The sequence below is a fragment of the Desulfatibacillum alkenivorans DSM 16219 genome (assembly GCF_900142135.1).
Lineage (GTDB): Bacteria > Desulfobacterota > Desulfobacteria > Desulfobacterales > Desulfatibacillaceae > Desulfatibacillum > Desulfatibacillum alkenivorans.
Genome location: NZ_FQZU01000001.1, coordinates 1 through 16941, shown reverse-complemented (window position 1 = coordinate 16941; position 16941 = coordinate 1). Strand labels below are relative to the sequence as shown.

Below are 16941 nucleotides of genomic sequence, written 5' to 3'. Positions count from 1 at the left end.
GCTCCCTACTTGACGGGGACCGGCTTGAAAACCAGGTGCTGAAAGCTCTCATTCATAATGTCGAACACGCCTTTGCCCATGAGAAATGAATATATTTCGTCCGCTTTGGCCTGGGGCTCCACGTCTTCAAAGCGGTCGGGATAAATGAGTTTTCCCATGTAATAGGCGTTAGCCAGGATGGAGCCGTAATTCCGGGAGTACCAGTTATAAGGCAGCACGCCGTAGACCTTGCCCTTTTGGACCGCGGTCAGGGCTGCATAGGCGGGATCGGTTTTCAACTCGTAGAGGCCGCCGGCCTGATCGCCCATTTGCAGGGTGGAAAGATCCAAAAAAAGGATTTCCGGATCCCAATCCACGATTTTCTCCTTGGCCACGTTGCTGTGCATCAGGGCCTTGCCTTTCAAGCCTGTGCTGTACGCCACGTTGTTGGCGTGAATAAAGGCGAGAGGAGGATATCCCGGCTCCGTGGACTGATAGCCGTGGGGCCCTTTGGAGGCGATGCCGCCAATATAACAGGAAGGCCGTTTGTCCTCGGGAATGTCCTTGGTCCGGTCGTGCAAGTCCTGGATGGCGGATTCAAAAAAAGCGACAACCTCCTCGGCCCTTTTATCCTGGCCCAAAGCCTGGCCCATGATGCGGACGGCCTGGAACAACTGGCTCCTATTGCCGCCAAGGTCTCCGTAATTGAGTACGATGACCGGAATGCCTGTTTTTTGGGATAACTCGATGGGGTCATGCCCCATGGTTGCGTAGGTTTTGAAAATCACCTGGGGCTGAGGCTCCAGCACCAGGATCTGCTCGGGATTATCGTGGCCGCGAAAGCTGCCGAACTCGGGATACTCCTTGAACTGAGGATTGGCCAAAGCATATGGCCGGGCGTCAAACTGGGTCCGGCGGGTTTCCATATCGTCCACGCCCACAATGCGGTCCTGAGCCTGGAGGTAGGTGAGCAGCCGCAAACATCCGGGGCCGGAGCAGATGACTTTCTCCACTTTATCCGGGATGGAAACGGTGCGTCCCATGGCGTCCACGATCTTTTGCTCTGCATAGCAAACACTTGAAAACAAGGAAAAAACAAGGGTTCCAACCAGTAACAATACAAGGCCTTTTTTCATGAAATTTTCTCCCCAAATAAAAAAAGCCAAAAAGGCGACACGCGTTCCTCGCATCGGCCTTCATGGCTTTAAATATTCAATTATATTGTTTGGAGCTGTTTTTACGTTCCGCCTTCGGACGGAGTTTGTTCGAGGATAATGGCTTGTAAATCATGTGTCAAGCCTGAAATGGAAAGGCGCTAGCTGTAGTTCTTGGTTCACCGGTCATTGACAACTCTAATACCCCAGCCTTATTGTATTAAAAAAATCACGCCATGAAGGCGCATATAAAGCATTTAAATATTCACACTCACGCCGTGAAGGCGCACGAACCTGTATGGTTGAGCCTTGGCGGCCTTTTTGTCTGCGCTTGAAGAGCGGAAAAGGAGCAACAATGCCGGATTACAGAAGCCTGAACGAATTCACCGTCACCCCCGTGGGCGTGGTGCATACCTCCATGGACAAGCCCGCGTTTCGCCCTGATATGGGCGATGAGGATTATGACAACCGCATCAAGGAGCAACGCAAGACCCGGAAAAAACTGAATTCCCTGGAAAGCGAACTGGAAATCGATCCCAACCTGGAAGGCATTCTGGACGGCATCGAAGAATATTCCCACATTTTGGTGATTTACTGGCCCCACCTCATTCCCGAAGACAGGCGGTCCATGCGTCAGGTCCACCCCATGGGAAGAAAGAACATCCCCCTGAAAGGCATCTACGCCACATGCAGCCCGGCCAGGCCCAATCCTATTTTGGTTTCGGCCGTGCGCCTCCTGGAACGTAAGGACAACATCCTGAAAGTCCAGGGCCTGGACGCGGTGGACGGCAGCCCCATCCTGGACATCAAGCCCTTCACTTTAAGCTATCCCAATTACGAAAAAGTGACGGTCCCCCAATGGCTGGACGATTTGATGGAGGATTTGAAAAAAGAAGAATAAGGGATCTGATGGGGGCCTCATAAAAAAGGCCCCCTGCCCGGCTGCTGTCTCTGTAAAAATCTTTTGGGGCTGGAGTTATTGAGTTTTTGAGAGACGTCCCCCAAAATTTTGAGAGACGTCCCCCAAAATTTTTGCGCAGGCCCGAACGGTTCTAAGTTATTGACTTTTTGCCCGGCGCCCCATAGAAGTCTGTTTCCCGAGGTTATTCCTTGGGGCTTAGCGACGGCGGACGGATTGGGCGCGCCGGGGATTTTGTCGGCGCATCATAAAAGGTCGGAACGGTAGCCATTGGATTTTGAACTATATCATTACGCAGTATTTTTATTGACGGGCCTTTGCGCCGGATTTGTGGACTCCATTGCAGGCGGGGGCGGAATTCTTTCCATGCCCGTTCTACTCGCCATGGGGATTCCCCCGCATCTCGCCCTGGGGACGAACAAGCTCCAGGCGAGCTTCGGCAGCTTTACGGCTGCGGTGAACTACAGCCGCAAGGGATTGGTTTCGCTTTCCGGAATCTGGATGCCGGTGCTGTTCACCGCCATTGGAGCGACCATCGGCACCGTGTCCATTCAAATGCTGTCGGCCGACTTTCTGAGCGTGATCATCCCTTTCTTGTTGGCGGGCATCTTTTTTTACACCCTCCTCACCCCCCAGCTAGGGCAGGAAGACCGGAAAGCCCGTATGGGAAAGCACGCGTTTTATGTTGCGGCCGGTTTGCTCCTTGGATTTTATGACGGCTTCTTCGGCCCGGGAACCGGATCGTTCTGGACCATCGGCCTTGTCCTTCTTATCGGCCTGGATTTGAAAAAGGCCACCGCCTTTACCAAAATCGTTAATTTCACCAGCAACATCGTGGCCCTGATCGCCTTCATCATCGGCGGCAACGTCATTTTCACCATTGGCGTCCTCATGGGGACAGGCCAGATGACGGGCGCCTATTTGGGTTCCCGAATGGTGATCGTGCGTAAAGTCAGCTTTGTGCGGAGCGTATTTCTTGCAGTGGTGGGCGTAACGCTTGTTAAGCTGATCTGGGATGCAGTGGTTGGGTAATGGGTAAAACGCCGAATCCAGGCACAGGCGCGCCAACCGGATTCTATTGGAAATCCCAAAGCGTTAAATGGAAGGCGCTTGAACTGTCGAAAACGCTGGGTAACATTTAACGGAAGCAGCAGACCCCGGGAGGACGCCGAGGACGCGCAACCCTCCTTCCATAGCCGTCCCCAAAGGGGGCGGCCGCATCGCATTAATATCCATTTCCCGCCATTTATCATTCAAAAAACCACAAAACGAAAATTTGATGCAACGTTTTGCGTATGTTAAAGTAGTTCCATGCTGGGGTCTGTTTTCGCCTGAGCAGGCGGCGGCGGATTGCGGCTCAGTCAGAACAAGTTGACGTGCGGACAACTCATAACGAAATCGAATGCGGAGGAAAAGAAAAACGACAAGAGAATCCAAATGGGGGGACAATCTTGCTAAAAAAAATACGCTACAATGATTATAAAAACCTATGGAACCGGCTGGTTCGAAATCTGATATATGACGCCAAGGAAGTATTGCTCTATTGCGGAGTCAAGATTCCCCACAGAAAGCAAAACGGCTCCTTTGTCGACTACTCCGAAATCATCCGTCGTACAACCAAGGGAACCGATTACGGGGCGATTTACGACCCTGGGACCAGCCGCATTCATTTTGAGCCCGCGTATATACAAAGCGTCGTTGATCAGGCGTATCGCTTTGATTTTCCCATAGTCGACAGAGCTTTCGGGCCTGGCGGCGTCGCGGCGTTCATTCATAAACAAGGGGAAGAGGATTATGAGTTAAAGGATCCCCAGTTGAACCATATCCTCAAGCAGGCGATGTTGGCCCGGGACAATGAAATGCCCTTTTCATTTGTCTGCGCCAGGCAGCTGAGCCAATACGAAGTGGAGCAATTCGGCGTTACATCCAATATATTCAGCGGCCCCAAGTTTTTCAATATATCCACGGACTCCGGCGTGCAAGAGGCTGAAGAACAAATCCAGTCGGGCCAGTATATCATCACGAATCACACGATTTTCAGTTCCCCTCTGACATTGTCCTTTAAGGAAAATATCGATGTGTTCGTCCAGTGCGTCCAGCGGCGAATACCCGTGATGCTTGTCACCCAGCCTTTTAGCGGACAAAACGGCCCCATGACGCCTTACGGCATTGCATTGCTGGCCTTTGCCGAATTTCTGGCGGGAATGGCGATTGCTTTTGGGATCAACCCTGAAACCAAGGTCGTCAACGGCGCCTTACCGACCATGTGCACCCCCGGAAAGAATCCGGTGCTGAAACTTGGCTCCGTGGTGCACAATTTCGTGAATTATCTGGTGGCCTACACCTCCCGCTTATTGGATATCGCCAGCATCCAATCCGGCTGCACCATTGATGGGCGGATTCACAAGGACGACCTGCTTGGCACGGATTACCAGACGGTGCGAGCAATGATCCTTTGGGACGACATGTTCGAAGGATGGCATATGGTCCGCCACTGCTACGGCTTCCTGAATGACCTGGCGTTTTTCTCTTTTGAAAAGGCGGAAGACGACATTTTGGCCCTGCGGCACATTCAGAGTTTGGACGAAAACGGAATCACCGCCGTCCTGGCGAACAACGTAAGATTGAATCGGGACATACAAAGAGCCGAAATGTTTTACCAGGATCCCACGCTCCTCTTTCACCGGGAAAAGGACAGGCTGCTGGAAGTCATTATAGAAACCATAGACACTTATAACGGCGATTTCGGCAGCCACTCCCACACATTGCAGAACATTCCCCAGGAATGGTTTTGACGGGGCCGTGAAAAATCCAAAACGGAATTCTTGCCGCCGGGAAAAAAAGATTTGGACGGCCACGGGAGTGTATAAGGGGCTCTTTTGAAAGGCGCCCGCAAAGAAGGCGCCGCTGCACTGCAACAGGAATCCATAAGCCAAAAACAACTCGCCGGGCGGGGCGGCTTAAAAGCAGCCCTCGCCCGGCGTTGAACCCGATGCGTCATACTGGATAAACCGGGTGTACTATTCCTTGCCTTCCGGCTCTTTGGGCGGCTCCGGGGCTTTGAGCCCGGCCGCCGGCTTGGGAACGGAAACCCTGACCGTATTGGGACTTTGCACGGGTTTCTTTTCCTCTTTAGGCTCCTTTTCCGCAGCCATATCCCCCAAGTATTGGGGCAGATCCACACCGGCCATGCCCGCCACTTCGTGGAGGGGAGGCAGGCTTTTGACCATGCCGGATAAAAAATCGGCCGTGGCGGTTTTTCCGCCGTCCTGGCCGCCGCCGTCCCAGACCGTGATCTTGTCGATCTTGAGGTTCTTGATGGCTTCCACCTGGACCTTGACTAACTCCTCCAGCTTTTCCACCAAAAGGAAGGTGGCTGCAGCCTTGGCGTCTCCGGCGCAGCTTCTGACCAAAAGGTTGTAGCCCTCGGCCTTGCTCTGGAGCACCTGCCGGACGCCCTGGGCTTCGGCCTGATACTTGAACAGGACGGCGTCGGCCTGGCCTTTGGCTTCGCGGCGGGTTTTTTCCGCCTCGGCTTCGGCCGCGATTTCTATCTTTTGCTTTTCCGTCTCCTGGACGACGATCTGCTCAGCGTTCAAGCGTTGCTGCTCCGCCAGGTATTGGGCTTTTTGGATTTCCACTTCGGCCTGGCGCTTGGCCACTTCGCCCTGGCGTTTGGCCTCAGCCTGCTTGATGGCCAGTTGGGCGTCGGCGTCGGCGATGTCGGCCTTGGCCTTGTTTTCCCCGCCCACGGCCTCGGCTTCCTGCTGCTGCACGTAGATGCGGCGGTCGGCTTCGGCGGCTTTCTTGCCTTTTTCCGCCTGGGCTTCGTTTTCAGCCACCTTGATGTTCAGTTCCTTGTTGGCTTCAGCCTCACCGATGGTGGCCTTGCTTTCCTGCTGCTGCACGTAAACGCGGCGGTCGGCTTCGGCGGCTTTCTTGCCTTTTTCCGCCTGGGCCACGTTTTCGGCCACCTTGATTTCCTTTTCGCGGAAGGCTTCGGCCTCGCCGATGGAACCGGTCTTATCCTGGACGGCCACGTCCACCTTGGCCTGGTTGATGGCCTCGGCCGCAGCTTTTTTCCCAATGCTTTCGATGTAGTCGGACTCATCCGTGATGTCGGTGATGTTCACGTTGATGAGATATAAGCCGATCTTGTTCAGCTCGGGCTCCACGTTTCGGCGGATGGCTTCCAAAAAGCGCTCCCGGTCCTGGTTGATCTCCTCGATGGTCAGGGAGGCGACCGTAAGACGCAATTGGCCGAAAATGATTTCCATGGCCATGTCTTCGATGACCTCTTTGGGGAGGTTCAAAAGGCGCTCGGCCGCGTTGGTCATAATCTGCGGCTCCGTGCTGATGCCCACGGTGAATGTGCTGGGCACGTTGATGCGGATGTTCTGCATGGACAGGGCTTTGCTCAAAGGAATATTGATGGTCATGGGCGTGAGGCTCATGTAGCAATAGTCCTGAATCAAAGGCCACACCAGGGCGCCGCCGCCATGGATGCATCGGGCTGACTGCCCTTCCCCGACCTTGCCGTAGATCACTAAAATCTGGTCCGAGGGGCACCGTTTATAGCGCGACGCCAAAAAAACCAAGGTTGAGATTATAAAAACCGCCAACACTACCACCACAAGCGGCCAGCCTATGAAACCCAACAACCCTTCTCCGCCCATAATTCAAAAACCTCCCTTATTAATTAAGGATTGATTTACCTATTACACCATTCGATCCACCATTAAGGTGCTCCCGCTGATGCGGACCACCTTGATTCTTACTCCGGTTTTCATTTCCTCGCCGTTTTCGGACATGGCTTCGAACTCGCGCAGACGCCCGCAGAAATTCACCATCACCTTGCCGGCCCCGCCTTTAGGAATGGTCAGGTAGACCTCGCCTTCGGCGCCCACGGCGGCTGACATCTCCAAGGTGCCGCTGGACTGCATTTTGATCATGAAGTCGAAAATTCTTTTGATAATCCATACGCTGATATATCCGGCGAACGAGCCTGCAACCAGGGACAGGGCGACCCCGGCCCGTTCATTATGATATACAATGTAACCCACCAGCCCGAACATAAGCATGAAGGAGGAAAGCCCATGCATGGACAGCAGCTTGAATCCCGCGTCCGAGTCGTCATGGCCGGAAGCATCGCCGCCCACGTCTCCTCCCACGTCGCCGCCCATATCGCCGCCCACGCCGCCGCCGGAATCCATATCCACATCCGCCGCCCCCAGGACTTGCATGATCATCCTGAAGACGACGAGAATTCCGCCCAAGAGTGCGCAAAACAGGTAAAAGATCTCCAAGGTGTTTAAACCGTCCATTTTTCCTCCCCTGGCTAAAGCTGCGTTCCGTCTTATTGTGGATGGGATGAAGTGGAATGGCTTTCATTAATCACAAAAGCAGCGTTTTGGCAAGCCAATCACAAGTCTTTGAGGAAAACAGTCCCTTTTATGTTTTTTGACCTGGGATTTTCGGGGATTTGGCAAGGCTTTCAACTTACAGAATAGACGGCGGCCAAGCCCCAAGCAGCCGCCTTGACTCCTCCTTAAAATAAACACGGGCCTCTGATTATCAGAGGCCCGTGAAACACCCGAAACAGTATCCGTCAGGCGGATGATTGCGCCGGCCAACGATCGCGGAAGGGGCGCGATCTCTGGGGAGCCGGGGCGGCATTCGCCGGGCGGCCGGGAAAAGGGGGGAATCTCCCGGTCCGCAATTACAACTCCGGGTAAATCCTGCCGTTAGATGGTGGGAATCATATCATCTTCCGGCGCCCTGGGCGGCCACCAGCTGTGATGCTCCTTTTCCAGGATGTATTTGCCCACTGCGGGGGTCTTTGAGTTTTCCAGGATCGCTGCAACGTCCTCTCCGGTTCCCGCTTTGGCGACGGCGCCGGCCGCGCCCTGGTCCACAGAGTAAAAACTGCCTTCAGGCACGGCTGCGGCCAGGAAGCCCTCTTTACCGTTCTTTTCCATGACGGCGTTTTTAAACCAACCTTCCAACTGGGTCCATTCCTCCTTGGCGACGGATTTGTGGCCCCAAGGCATGGAGGCTACCATGGCTTTTCCCGCCGAGTAATCCAGCAGCCTGACCAAAGAGTATTCCCCGCAGCCCTTGACATCCACATGGGCGGGAGCTTCTACAGCGGCGTCCTTGTCCGCGAATACGATCATGAGGTCGGCCTTGGGAAAATCAACAACCTGCAGGGAGGCGATCTCCCCAGCCATGGCGGGACTCAGCGCTGCGCAAAATCCCACGATCAATGTACACAAAAAAACCATCTTTTTCATGCTGCCACTCCTTTAAATAAAGCACGGTTAAATATGTTTTGCCCGGAGCTGAGATTTGCCGGCCGAACAAATCTCTTTCCGGTATGTTAAAGCCGGCGGCCCGGGGGCCTTATTCCGGCGGGTTCCACGTTTGCTTTCGCCCCAATCCGTTAGGATTTTGTTAGCATACCAAACCATATATCCCAAAAAAAAGGGGGTCCGCCTACTGGCTCCGAAGCTCGGCATAGTGCTCTTCGATCAACTCTTCCATCTGCACTAAAAAATCCTTCAAGAACTCCAAATACTCAGGATTTTCCTTTTCATAGCGTTCAAAAAGGGCTTGGCGCAGCTTAATCAGCAAAAGCTCATTCTCGTGATACACGCTTTCGCCCCGAACGGTGAGTTCCAGGAGCACTTCCTTGTTATTATCCAAGTTCTTATACTTATTCACCAAACCCCGCTTGGCCAGGCGCGTCACGATGGGCGACGCGGTTCCTTTGGTGACGCCCAGAATATGGGCCAGTTCGCTCACGTTCCTGCCCGGGTCTGCGCCGATGGCCTGAATGGCGCTGACTTCCTGTCTGAAAAGAGAGTCGCCAGTACCGAACAGGATGGGCGCTTTTTCCAGGCTGCGGTATTTATTGACCACCCTTCTGAAGAGCTTAAGAATGTCGGTGTATGTTGATCTCGTTTCCATGGCTGCAAATATAGTTCGCATACCAAACTATGTCAAATATTTTTTTGCGATTTTTTTACCGAGCGGTAGGATTCTTTCCAGAGCGTCGCAAGCCTATGGGAAAAACCTTGGATTGACCTGCATAAGCCCCCTTTTCCCTGGTTTGAATCCCGGCTATCTGCTTTTTTTCTTCTGCAGCAGGGCCGCCAGGTTGGCGAAAGGCTTGTTGTCCATGTCTCCGCCGGCCGCGTCCTCCTCCGTGTTGCGGCCGCCGTAGGCGTCGGCCACGGAGTGGCGGGCGTGTTCGTCCTCATGGCAATAGATGCACAAAAGCTCCCAGTTGCTGCCGTCCGGGGGATTGTTGTCGTGGTTGTGGTCCCTGTGGTGGACGGTCAGTTCCTGGATCCGCTTGCCTTCAAAGGACCGGCCGCACTTGCCGCAAACGTGGGGATACATCTTGAGGGCCTTCTCCCGGTAGCCTTTTTCCCTTTCCTTTTGGGAGGCCAGGGCGTCGGCCACAATCCGGTTTTTTTTGTCATCCTGCTTCGCCATTCTGTAAAACTCCCTGCATGGTTCCGGATTTATAAAGAAATCCGCTTTTTCAAATCCAAAGTTATTTTTTTACGGCGCGGACGCCGTGTTTTTTCATGAGGTTGGAAAAATTGCTGCGCTGCATGCCCACCTGCTCGGCGGCCCGGGTGATATTGCCGCCGGCGTTTTCCAGGGCCTGGGTTAAAAAATCCCGCTCCACCTGCTCCACCGCCAACTGCCGGATGATTTTTTTGGCCTCTTTAAGCTCTTCGGCGTTTGCGGGAACCTGATAGTCATGGGTGATGGTGTACGCACCCTGGTGATGCTCCTGACCGGGCCTGTCCTGGAGATGCTCCAACTCCCTGGCCGAGATGGTGCGGCCTTCGCACAGGATTACCGCTCTTTCAATGGCGTTGCGAAGCTGGCGCACGTTCCCGGGCCAGGAGTGATCCAGGAGGATTTCCGCGGCGTCCGGGGAAAAGCTCCGAATATCCTTGCTCATGGAGTGGGAGAACAAGTCCAGAAAATGGTAGGCGATGGGCAGGATGTCGGCCCTGCGCTCCCTGAGCGGAGGGGTGAAAATGGGATACACCATGATGCGGTAGTAAAAATCCTCCCGCAATTTCCCCTGGCTCACCATCTCCTTAAGATCCTGGTTGGTGGCGAAGATCAGTCTAACGTCCACCTTGACCGGTGCGGTTCCGCCTATGGGCAGCACCTCCCTGGTTTCCAAAAACCGGAGCAGGTTGCTTTGAATGGACATGCTGATGCTGCTCACCTCGTCCAGGAAGACCGTGCCTCCGTCGGCCAGTTCGAATATGCCTTTTTTATCCTTGACCGCGCCTGTGAAAGCTCCCTTGGTGTGCCCGAAAAGCTCGCTTTGCAAAAGATTTTCGGCCAGGGCGCCGCAGTCCACGGCGAAAAAAACCTCCCCTTTGCGCTTGCTGTTGGCATGGATGGCCCGGGCGATCACTTCCTTGCCCGTGCCCGATTCTCCGTAAATGAGCACGTTGGAATCCGTGGGCGCCACCTTGGCGAGCATGCGGATGACGCCCTGCATCTGGGGGCTGTCCCCCACAAGCTGGTGGGTGGTGATTTTTCGGGAGATTTTTTTGACGTCCGGCTTGGCGTCGTTGAACAGCTCTTCCGGCGCCAGGGCCTGACGCACGGCGCCCCGGAGTTCGTCCGGGGTGAAGGGTTTGGGCAGGTAGTCAAAGGCGCCGGTCTTCATGACCTCCACGGCCGAGGACACCGAGGCGTAGCCCGTGATGACGATCACCTGGGTTTGGGGCCACTCATCCTTGACGCGGGAGAGGACTTCCAGGCCGCCCATGGAATTCATTTTGAGGTCCGTGATGACAAGGTCAAAGGCCTCCTTGTACATCATCTCCATGGCCTTGTACCCGTTCAAAGCCCATTTGACGGTATGGCCGGAGCGGGAGAGGATTTTTTCGCAATTCCTGCAGATGGCCTCTTCATCGTCAATGACGAGGATTTTGGCCTTGGGTTCAGGCATGGGCCTCCTCCCTCTGAAAGGGCAGCCTTATGGAGAATGTGGCGCCGTGCCCCTGGGTGCTTTCCAGGTCGATGAATCCCTTATGCTGCTTGACAAAGCCGTGGGTGATGGAAAGCCCCAGGCCGGTGCCCGTCTCCTTGGTCGTGAAAAAAGGCTCGAAAATGCTGTCCTTGATGTTTTGGGGCAACCCCTCTCCCGTGTCAGCCACGGAAATCTTCGCCATTTTGCCGTCGTCCACCAGGGACGTGGTGAAGGTGATGCGGCCTCCGGGCGCTGTGGCGTCAATGGCGTTCAGCCCCAGGTTGATGAGGCATTGCTGGATCTGGTCCCGGTCGCAATAGACCATGAGCCTTTCCGGGCAGGTGTCGCATTTCATGACGATATTCTTGAAATCCGCCTGTTTGCGGATAAGGGCCATGCTGCTTTGCACGATCTCGTTCAGGTCCGCTTCCTGCTTGATGGGCTTGGACTGGCGTGCAAAGTTCAGGAGGTTGTTCACAATGTTCCGGCACCGGAGGGTTTCGTTTTTAATGAGGTCCAGTTCCTCGTAATCCGGATGTTTGGGGTCCATGTCCTCCTGAATGAGCATGGTGGAGGTGAGCACCGTAGTCAGGGGATTGTTCAGTTCATGGGCCACGCCGGCGGCCAGGCGGCCGATGGCGGAAAGTTTCTCCTGGTCTCCAAAGGATTTTTGGAGGCTGGTTTCCCAGGTGATGTCCCGGGCCAGCTCCACGATGCCCACGATCTTGTTGGCCTCGAATATGGGATAGGCCGAAATGGAGTGGAGGATGCGGTGGCCTTCCTTGTCGTAGTGAATATGGGTGCAGCGGTATGGCTGCCTGGTTTTTTGAATTTCCACCATGGGGCAGGGATGGGCCTTGCTGCTGCATGGCTCCTTAACCTGATGAGTCACCTCGTAGCAATGCTTGCCTATGACGTCCTTGCGCTCCAGGCCGTATTTTTGCAAGGGCAGATTATTGACATCGATAATGGTAAACGAAGTGTCGATGACAAAAACTTCCTCATTGACCAGCTCCGTAAAAAAAAGATCGCAAAGCTGCTTGGTGCGCTTGAAATTCAGCTGCCTGCTGCCCGCGCATTCCCTGGGCCGGTAGCCTTCGAAGAAAATCAGGCCGGTTTCGTCGTTGAGGACGGTGGTGAGGAGGTTTCTTTCCTTGCAAAGATACGTGAAAATTTCTTCGTCCCCGGTCAGGTCCAGCACGACGTCCAGGTCCTCCCTGGTCAAAAACTCGGAATAGTCATCGGTGTAATAAACCCCGCGCTCAACCAGATGCTTTACGCCCGGCGCGTCCGGGTTAATATCCGCTATGGCTACAATTTGAGGCTGGACTTCCGAAGAAAACCTGTAGGTCGCCAAAATGTTGATGAAAAACAAACAGCGGCTTCCGCCTCCTACAATGGCGATTTTCATATTTACCCTCCCCTTGGGATGCTTCAGGACAATTAATGGCCGTATTATCCTATAGGCGGGGGTTGGAAATCAAGCAAACCTGAAAAAAAAGAAAGGCCCGCGCAAGCGCGGGCCTTTTCAAAACCAAATTGGTTGCTGCAAATTTACAGGGACTACTTCCTGTACTGATCCAGCATTTCCAGGGCGCTGGAGCGGTTCAGGGCGCCGTGGGTGTCGTGGTTCACCATGGCCACCGGGCCGGAGGCGCAAGCGCCAACGCAACGCACCGCATCCAGGGTGAACATGCCGTCGGCCGTGGTCTGGCCTTCTTCAATGCCCAATTCCTCGGCCAGAGCATGGGTGATCTTCTCGGCTCCGCGGACGTGGCAGGCGGTTCCGGTGCACACGTTGATGATGTATTTACCCCTGGGCTCCAGGCTGATGGTTTTATAGAAGGTCGCCACGCTGTATATCAGGCTTTCGCTGACGCCCAGCTTTTCCACCAGAACGGGAATGACCTCAGGCGGCACATAATTATATATGTCGCTGATATCCTGCATAATCATAAGCAGGCACTCGGGGTCTGAATTATAGTCTTGAACGATCTTTGTAATCTTGGGCCAGTCAATATCTGTTTTTTTCATGTTGCACCCTAGGCTTTGTCCGGCGTCGAATCAGGCCGGAGCATTGACTATATTGGTAACCGGGCATGCATCCAGGCAGGCGCCGCAACCCGTGCAAAGGTCCGTGCTGATGCTGCGCGCTCTTTTGCGAACCTTGACTTTGAATTTTCCCGGAGCTCCTTCCACGGACTCCAGATCGGAATATGTAATCAACTCTATGTTCAGATGCCGGCCGACCTCGACCAGTTTCGGAGAGATGATTCACATGGCGCAGTCATTGGTGGGGAAGGTTTTGTCCAACTGAGACATCACCCCGCCAATGGACGGACTTTTTTCCAACAAGTACACGTAATAGCCGGAATCGGCCAGGTCCAGGGCGGTCTGCATGCCGGAAATTCCGCCGCCCACCACCAGGACCGAACCTACAGTCTGGTCAGCCATCGTTTTCTCCTTTACTTATTTTAGAAACAGCTTGATGCTGCTGATGTCCAAACAATTATTATCCAACCCCAGGTCCTTGGCGTCGATGCCCATGGACAGGCCCAGGAGTTGGGGATACAGGATGGACGCCATCGGTCCTTTGCCCGGCTCCGATTTTATAAAGGAAGCCTGCACCGTGTCAAATTGCATCTGGCAATAAGGGCAGCCTGCGCACAGGAAGTGGGCTCCCGCCTTGCGTGCGCCCTTGAGCTTTTTCCCGGTGATCTTCAGGGACAACTCGTCATTAGCGCCCATCAGGGGAGCGCCGCAGCAATCGGTTTTTTCCGCCCAATCCACGCTTTCAGCGCCGGTGGCCTCCACCAGTTTATCGAACAAGCTGGGATTGACGGGGTCGTCAAATTCCGTGACGGCGCTGGGGCGCAAGGCGTGACACCCGTAATGGGTTGCTATGCGAAGGCCCTGGAAAGGCCGTTCCACCTTCTTTTTCACTTCGTCAAGGCCCACGGAGTCTTGGAGTACGGAAAAGAAGTGCTTTACTTTCACCTTCCCCTGGTAAGACAGTTTTTCCGGCTCCAGCAAGGCGTTGATTTCATTTTTAAGGGCCGAGTCCTGCGCCAGAGCGTAGCTTGCGGCTTTGAGGGCGCCGAAACAGCATTTGCACAGCACCATCATATCCAAGCCGGACTGTTCGGCCAAAGCCAGGTTCCGGGCCGAGGAAAGCAAAAAGGCCTGAGAATCCGTGTCCCGCATGGGATATCCGCAGCAGTTGAAATCCGGTATATCCAGAACCTCGACGCCCAGTCTGTTCAGCACTGCACGAGCCGCCTGATCGTATTGGGGGACCCGCGCCGGAATATTGCATCCCAAGAACAATGCGTAGTTCATAATCTATGTCCTATTTTGCCTGGTTGTTCGTAAAAACTTTTATATATACGGGCGGAGTCCGCCCGGGAAGCCCTGTTGCTACTTGGTCTTCCTGCTCTCGGCCTGCTTTTCGGGCAACACCCGCGCTGCAGCCAAATTTTTGAGATCATAAAGGATGTCCGCAACCGGAACCTTTTGGGGGCAGTGCTCCTGACACTGGTAACAGGTCAGGCAGTCCCAGATCATCTTGGAGCCGGAAGCCATTTCCTCCAGGCCCATGGCCAGAGAGCACATGATCTGATGGGGAACCAAACCCAGCTCCTCTTCGGGATTCTCAAACCCGCCCACCACAGGACAAACCGTGGTGCAGGTCTGGCACCCGAAGCAATAGGCAAACATGGGATTGGCCTTTGCCGAAGACGCCTGGGTGATGTCTATGGAGACATCCTTGGCGGCCAGTTGCTCGAACTTGCCGGCCACGGCTTCCTGGGCTTTTTGAGCCGGAGCGCCGTAGGTTTCCGGGGCGATCCTGGCGCGGTTGTACCCGCGGAAGAAAGACAAAGGCGTCAGAACCATGGGCTGGGCCTTTTGCTTCTGAATCAGGGACTCGCGCACGGACATCCACAGGTCTTTAAGAATGATGCCCGACGGACAGACCGCGGTGCAGCGGTTGCAGTTGGTGCACATATATACGCCGTAGCTCACGGCTTCCAGCTCATCGGCGTTCAGCTCGCCGCCGTTGGCCAATTTCTTGAGGCTCTGCATCTTTTCGGAAGGCAGCACCAGCTTATTGCCGGAAGTGACGCTGGCCATCATGGCTGAACAGGTGTTGCTGCATGTGCAGCAGTGGACGCATGCGTCCAACTCCATGGCCTGCCTGGTGGCGATGTTCTCGGGCAGGGAATTCTCGTCCATCACGCGGCTGGCGATCAGGCTGATGGGCGTGGAAATCAGGTGGAACATCTTGGAGAAAGGCAGATATGCCAGCCCCAAAAAGCAAGCCAGCAAATGGAAGTACTTCAAGGCTTTGCGGGAGCCGTCCAAGACGCCGGCCATGGGGCTGAGCATCTTGGCGAAGCCGTAGCTCAAAAAGGCTTTGGGGGAAGCGGTATGGCAGGACGCGCAATAGCTGTCATTGGCGTCGATTCCCATTTCCACCATGTCCGGATCCGGCTCCTCAATATTGGGGGAGACCAATCCGTAGTTGGCGACCCAGAACGCCTCAATGGCCTGGACGTCCTCCTCGTCATCGTACATGTCCAAGCCGGCCCAATATTCCACCATTTCCACAAACAGGGAATAGGAAGTCATCTGGGCGGCCTGATACAAGACGCCGGAGCACATGATAACAGCCACGATGATGATGGCGTAAATATCCATGGGGCTGGAGCTGAGGCGCGGGCTCTTTTTGGCGACGCGGCGGACGATGGCCAGGATGATTCCCGCAAAGACCATGACTGCGAAAACGTCCCTAAGCACCCAGAACGGATTGAGGGTCGAATAATACTCTCCCACAAACCAGGGGTTGACCAGCTTTCCAAAGGCGTGGAAGATCACCAGCAAGGTGAAGCCCCATAAGATCATGGAGTGCATGATCCAGCGCAATTTGTCCACCTGGAATTGACGGCGGCCCAAAATCACGTCCAGGAACAGGGCCTCCAGAAAGGTGAAGAGCTTCTTGCTGAAAATCATTCCTACAACGCCCTTGAAGGCGGCGCCCATGCGTTCCCCGGGGGCGGCGTCCGGCGCCTGAGCGCCGACCTTTGCTTTAAACCACCCGTAGACCTTATAAATAGTCCCCAAGACAAACACAGCCAACGAGGCGTAGAAAATCACGGTAAGCAGTTTGTCACCGAATAACATGCTTTCTCCTTTTTCCCTTATCCAGCCCCCGAAATAAACGGGGGTCCATATTATTCAGCTAAGGCCGGAAAGCCTTACTCCCAGCAGCTTAGTCAACAACGCAACCTTAGTTCAAGCCTTTTCAGAAATCGATTTTCACAAGCGGCGGAAAACCGGTTGATGAAAGGGTGGAATATGTCATAATTCGCCCTTCATGTCACGCCTTTTTTTTTGGGGGGCGTTTTATGGGCCGTTACACATATTTCGGCTTTAGGCGCCACGCCATGCAATTAAATGTTATTTTGAACCCGCCCTGTTCCAAACAGCCCAATTTCTTAAGAAAGTCGAGGGGGCTCAAAGGCCCTCAAAACCGATTTTCGTTGCAGGGCATACGCATGTAAAAAAAGACGGGCTTCAGGGTGCAGTATATGGTAGCACATCTATAATAACTTGAAATACTTATAAATATTTTTCAACTAGACTTTTTTAAAGCACTGGTGTAAGGTCTGTGGGCGACTTAAACAAAGGAGGCGCTCATGGAAGAACGCACCATAGACCAGTATTTCGAGACCGTGCAAGATCCCCGGCATCATAACGCGCTGCATAAACTAATAGACATCATCGTCATGGCCATATGCGCCGTGGTATCCGGGGCTGACACATACGAGCAAATTGAGAATTTCGGCAAAAAACGAAAGCGATGGCTGTCAAAA

15 protein-coding genes and 1 pseudogene are annotated in these 16941 nt (G+C 54.2%); 4 read left to right on the top strand and 12 right to left on the bottom strand.

Going from position 1 to position 16941, the window contains the following annotated elements; genetic code table 11:
• Window positions 1–5 precede the first annotated feature (5 nt).
• Window positions 6–1115 (bottom strand): iron ABC transporter substrate-binding protein, encoded by a 1110-nt coding sequence (locus tag BUE18_RS00085; RefSeq protein ID WP_073472311.1) that lies wholly within the window; start codon window positions 1113–1115, stop codon window positions 6–8.
• Between the two features lie 373 nt (window positions 1116–1488).
• On the opposite strand from BUE18_RS00085, the gene tsaA reads away from it, so the two are divergent.
• From tsaA to BUE18_RS00070, 3 genes are all read left to right on the top strand, one after another.
• Complete coding sequence (tsaA, locus tag BUE18_RS00080; RefSeq protein WP_073471701.1) at window positions 1489–2034, top strand: tRNA (N6-threonylcarbamoyladenosine(37)-N6)-methyltransferase TrmO; 546 nt, start codon at window positions 1489–1491, stop codon at window positions 2032–2034.
• 288 nt (window positions 2035–2322) lie between these two features.
• Window positions 2323–3084 (top strand): TSUP family transporter, encoded by a 762-nt coding sequence (locus tag BUE18_RS00075; protein ID WP_073471700.1) that lies wholly within the window; start codon window positions 2323–2325, stop codon window positions 3082–3084.
• A 419-nt stretch (window positions 3085–3503) separates the two neighbouring features.
• Entirely contained in the window at window positions 3504–4847 is a 1344-nt protein-coding gene (locus tag BUE18_RS00070; protein ID WP_073471698.1) for a trimethylamine methyltransferase family protein, read from the top strand.
• A 225-nt stretch (window positions 4848–5072) separates the two neighbouring features.
• On the opposite strand, the gene BUE18_RS00065 is transcribed toward BUE18_RS00070, so the two are convergent.
• The 11 genes and pseudogenes from BUE18_RS00065 to BUE18_RS00010 form a co-directional block, all read right to left on the bottom strand.
• Window positions 5073–6728, bottom strand: a complete 1656-nt coding sequence (locus BUE18_RS00065) for a flotillin family protein (protein WP_073471696.1) — start codon at window positions 6726–6728, stop codon at window positions 5073–5075.
• A gap of 42 nt (window positions 6729–6770) precedes the next feature.
• Window positions 6771–7376, bottom strand: a complete 606-nt coding sequence (locus BUE18_RS00060; protein ID WP_073471695.1) for an NfeD family protein — start codon at window positions 7374–7376, stop codon at window positions 6771–6773.
• Window positions 7377–7796: 420 nt separating this feature from the next.
• Window positions 7797–8345, bottom strand: coding sequence for a hypothetical protein (locus tag BUE18_RS00055; RefSeq protein ID WP_073471693.1), 549 nt, complete (start codon window positions 8343–8345; stop codon window positions 7797–7799).
• A gap of 202 nt (window positions 8346–8547) precedes the next feature.
• Window positions 8548–9021 carry a MarR family winged helix-turn-helix transcriptional regulator gene (locus BUE18_RS00050; protein ID WP_073471691.1) on the bottom strand — a complete coding sequence of 158 codons (474 nt, stop codon included), beginning with the start codon at window positions 9019–9021 and terminating at the stop codon, window positions 8548–8550.
• 153 nt (window positions 9022–9174) lie between these two features.
• A complete protein-coding gene (locus tag BUE18_RS00045) occupies window positions 9175–9552 on the bottom strand; it encodes a YajD family HNH nuclease (protein ID WP_073471689.1) in 378 nt (125 codons plus the stop codon).
• A 61-nt stretch (window positions 9553–9613) separates the two neighbouring features.
• Window positions 9614–11047 (bottom strand): sigma-54-dependent transcriptional regulator, encoded by a 1434-nt coding sequence (locus BUE18_RS00040; RefSeq protein ID WP_073471687.1) that lies wholly within the window; start codon window positions 11045–11047, stop codon window positions 9614–9616.
• The gene (locus tag BUE18_RS00035; protein ID WP_073471685.1) at window positions 11040–12479 is read right to left on the bottom strand and encodes an ATP-binding protein; all 1440 of its coding nucleotides are present in this window, start codon (window positions 12477–12479) and stop codon (window positions 11040–11042) included. The genes BUE18_RS00040 and BUE18_RS00035 overlap by 8 nt, the downstream gene beginning before the upstream one ends.
• 152 nt (window positions 12480–12631) lie before the next feature.
• A complete protein-coding gene (locus tag BUE18_RS00030) occupies window positions 12632–13102 on the bottom strand; it encodes an NADH-quinone oxidoreductase subunit NuoE family protein (RefSeq protein WP_073471684.1) in 471 nt (156 codons plus the stop codon).
• 54 nt (window positions 13103–13156) lie between these two features.
• Window positions 13157–13522, bottom strand: a pseudogene (locus BUE18_RS27775) (FAD-dependent oxidoreductase); the annotation flags it as partial.
• A 15-nt stretch (window positions 13523–13537) separates the two neighbouring features.
• On the bottom strand, window positions 13538–14407 hold the full coding sequence (locus tag BUE18_RS00015) for a CoB--CoM heterodisulfide reductase iron-sulfur subunit B family protein (protein WP_073471682.1): 870 nt from the start codon (window positions 14405–14407) through the stop codon (window positions 13538–13540).
• 78 nt (window positions 14408–14485) lie between these two features.
• Complete coding sequence (locus tag BUE18_RS00010; protein WP_073471680.1) at window positions 14486–16249, bottom strand: 4Fe-4S dicluster domain-containing protein; 1764 nt, start codon at window positions 16247–16249, stop codon at window positions 14486–14488.
• Window positions 16250–16764: 515 nt separating this feature from the next.
• Here BUE18_RS00010 and BUE18_RS28725 point away from each other — a divergent pair.
• The coding region (locus BUE18_RS28725; RefSeq protein ID WP_139264556.1) for a transposase family protein at window positions 16765–16941 on the top strand (177 nt) is incomplete at its 3' end.

Coding starts and splice junctions, on each gene's coding strand:
- BUE18_RS00015 (WP_073471682.1), bottom strand. CDS start 14,407: ATGAACTACGCATTGTTCTTGGGATGCAATATTCCGGCGCGGGTCCCC.
- BUE18_RS00010 (WP_073471680.1), bottom strand. CDS start 16,249: ATGTTATTCGGTGACAAACTGCTTACCGTGATTTTCTACGCCTCGTTG.
- BUE18_RS00055 (WP_073471693.1), bottom strand. CDS start 8,345: ATGAAAAAGATGGTTTTTTTGTGTACATTGATCGTGGGATTTTGCGCA.
- BUE18_RS00030 (WP_073471684.1), bottom strand. CDS start 13,102: ATGAAAAAAACAGATATTGACTGGCCCAAGATTACAAAGATCGTTCAA.
- BUE18_RS00060 (WP_073471695.1), bottom strand. CDS start 7,376: ATGGACGGTTTAAACACCTTGGAGATCTTTTACCTGTTTTGCGCACTC.
- tsaA (WP_073471701.1), top strand. CDS start 1,489: ATGCCGGATTACAGAAGCCTGAACGAATTCACCGTCACCCCCGTGGGC.
- BUE18_RS00065 (WP_073471696.1), bottom strand. CDS start 6,728: ATGGGCGGAGAAGGGTTGTTGGGTTTCATAGGCTGGCCGCTTGTGGTG.
- BUE18_RS00085 (WP_073472311.1), bottom strand. CDS start 1,115: ATGAAAAAAGGCCTTGTATTGTTACTGGTTGGAACCCTTGTTTTTTCC.
- BUE18_RS00040 (WP_073471687.1), bottom strand. CDS start 11,047: ATGCCTGAACCCAAGGCCAAAATCCTCGTCATTGACGATGAAGAGGCC.
- BUE18_RS00045 (WP_073471689.1), bottom strand. CDS start 9,552: ATGGCGAAGCAGGATGACAAAAAAAACCGGATTGTGGCCGACGCCCTG.
- BUE18_RS00050 (WP_073471691.1), bottom strand. CDS start 9,021: ATGGAAACGAGATCAACATACACCGACATTCTTAAGCTCTTCAGAAGG.
- BUE18_RS00035 (WP_073471685.1), bottom strand. CDS start 12,479: ATGAAAATCGCCATTGTAGGAGGCGGAAGCCGCTGTTTGTTTTTCATC.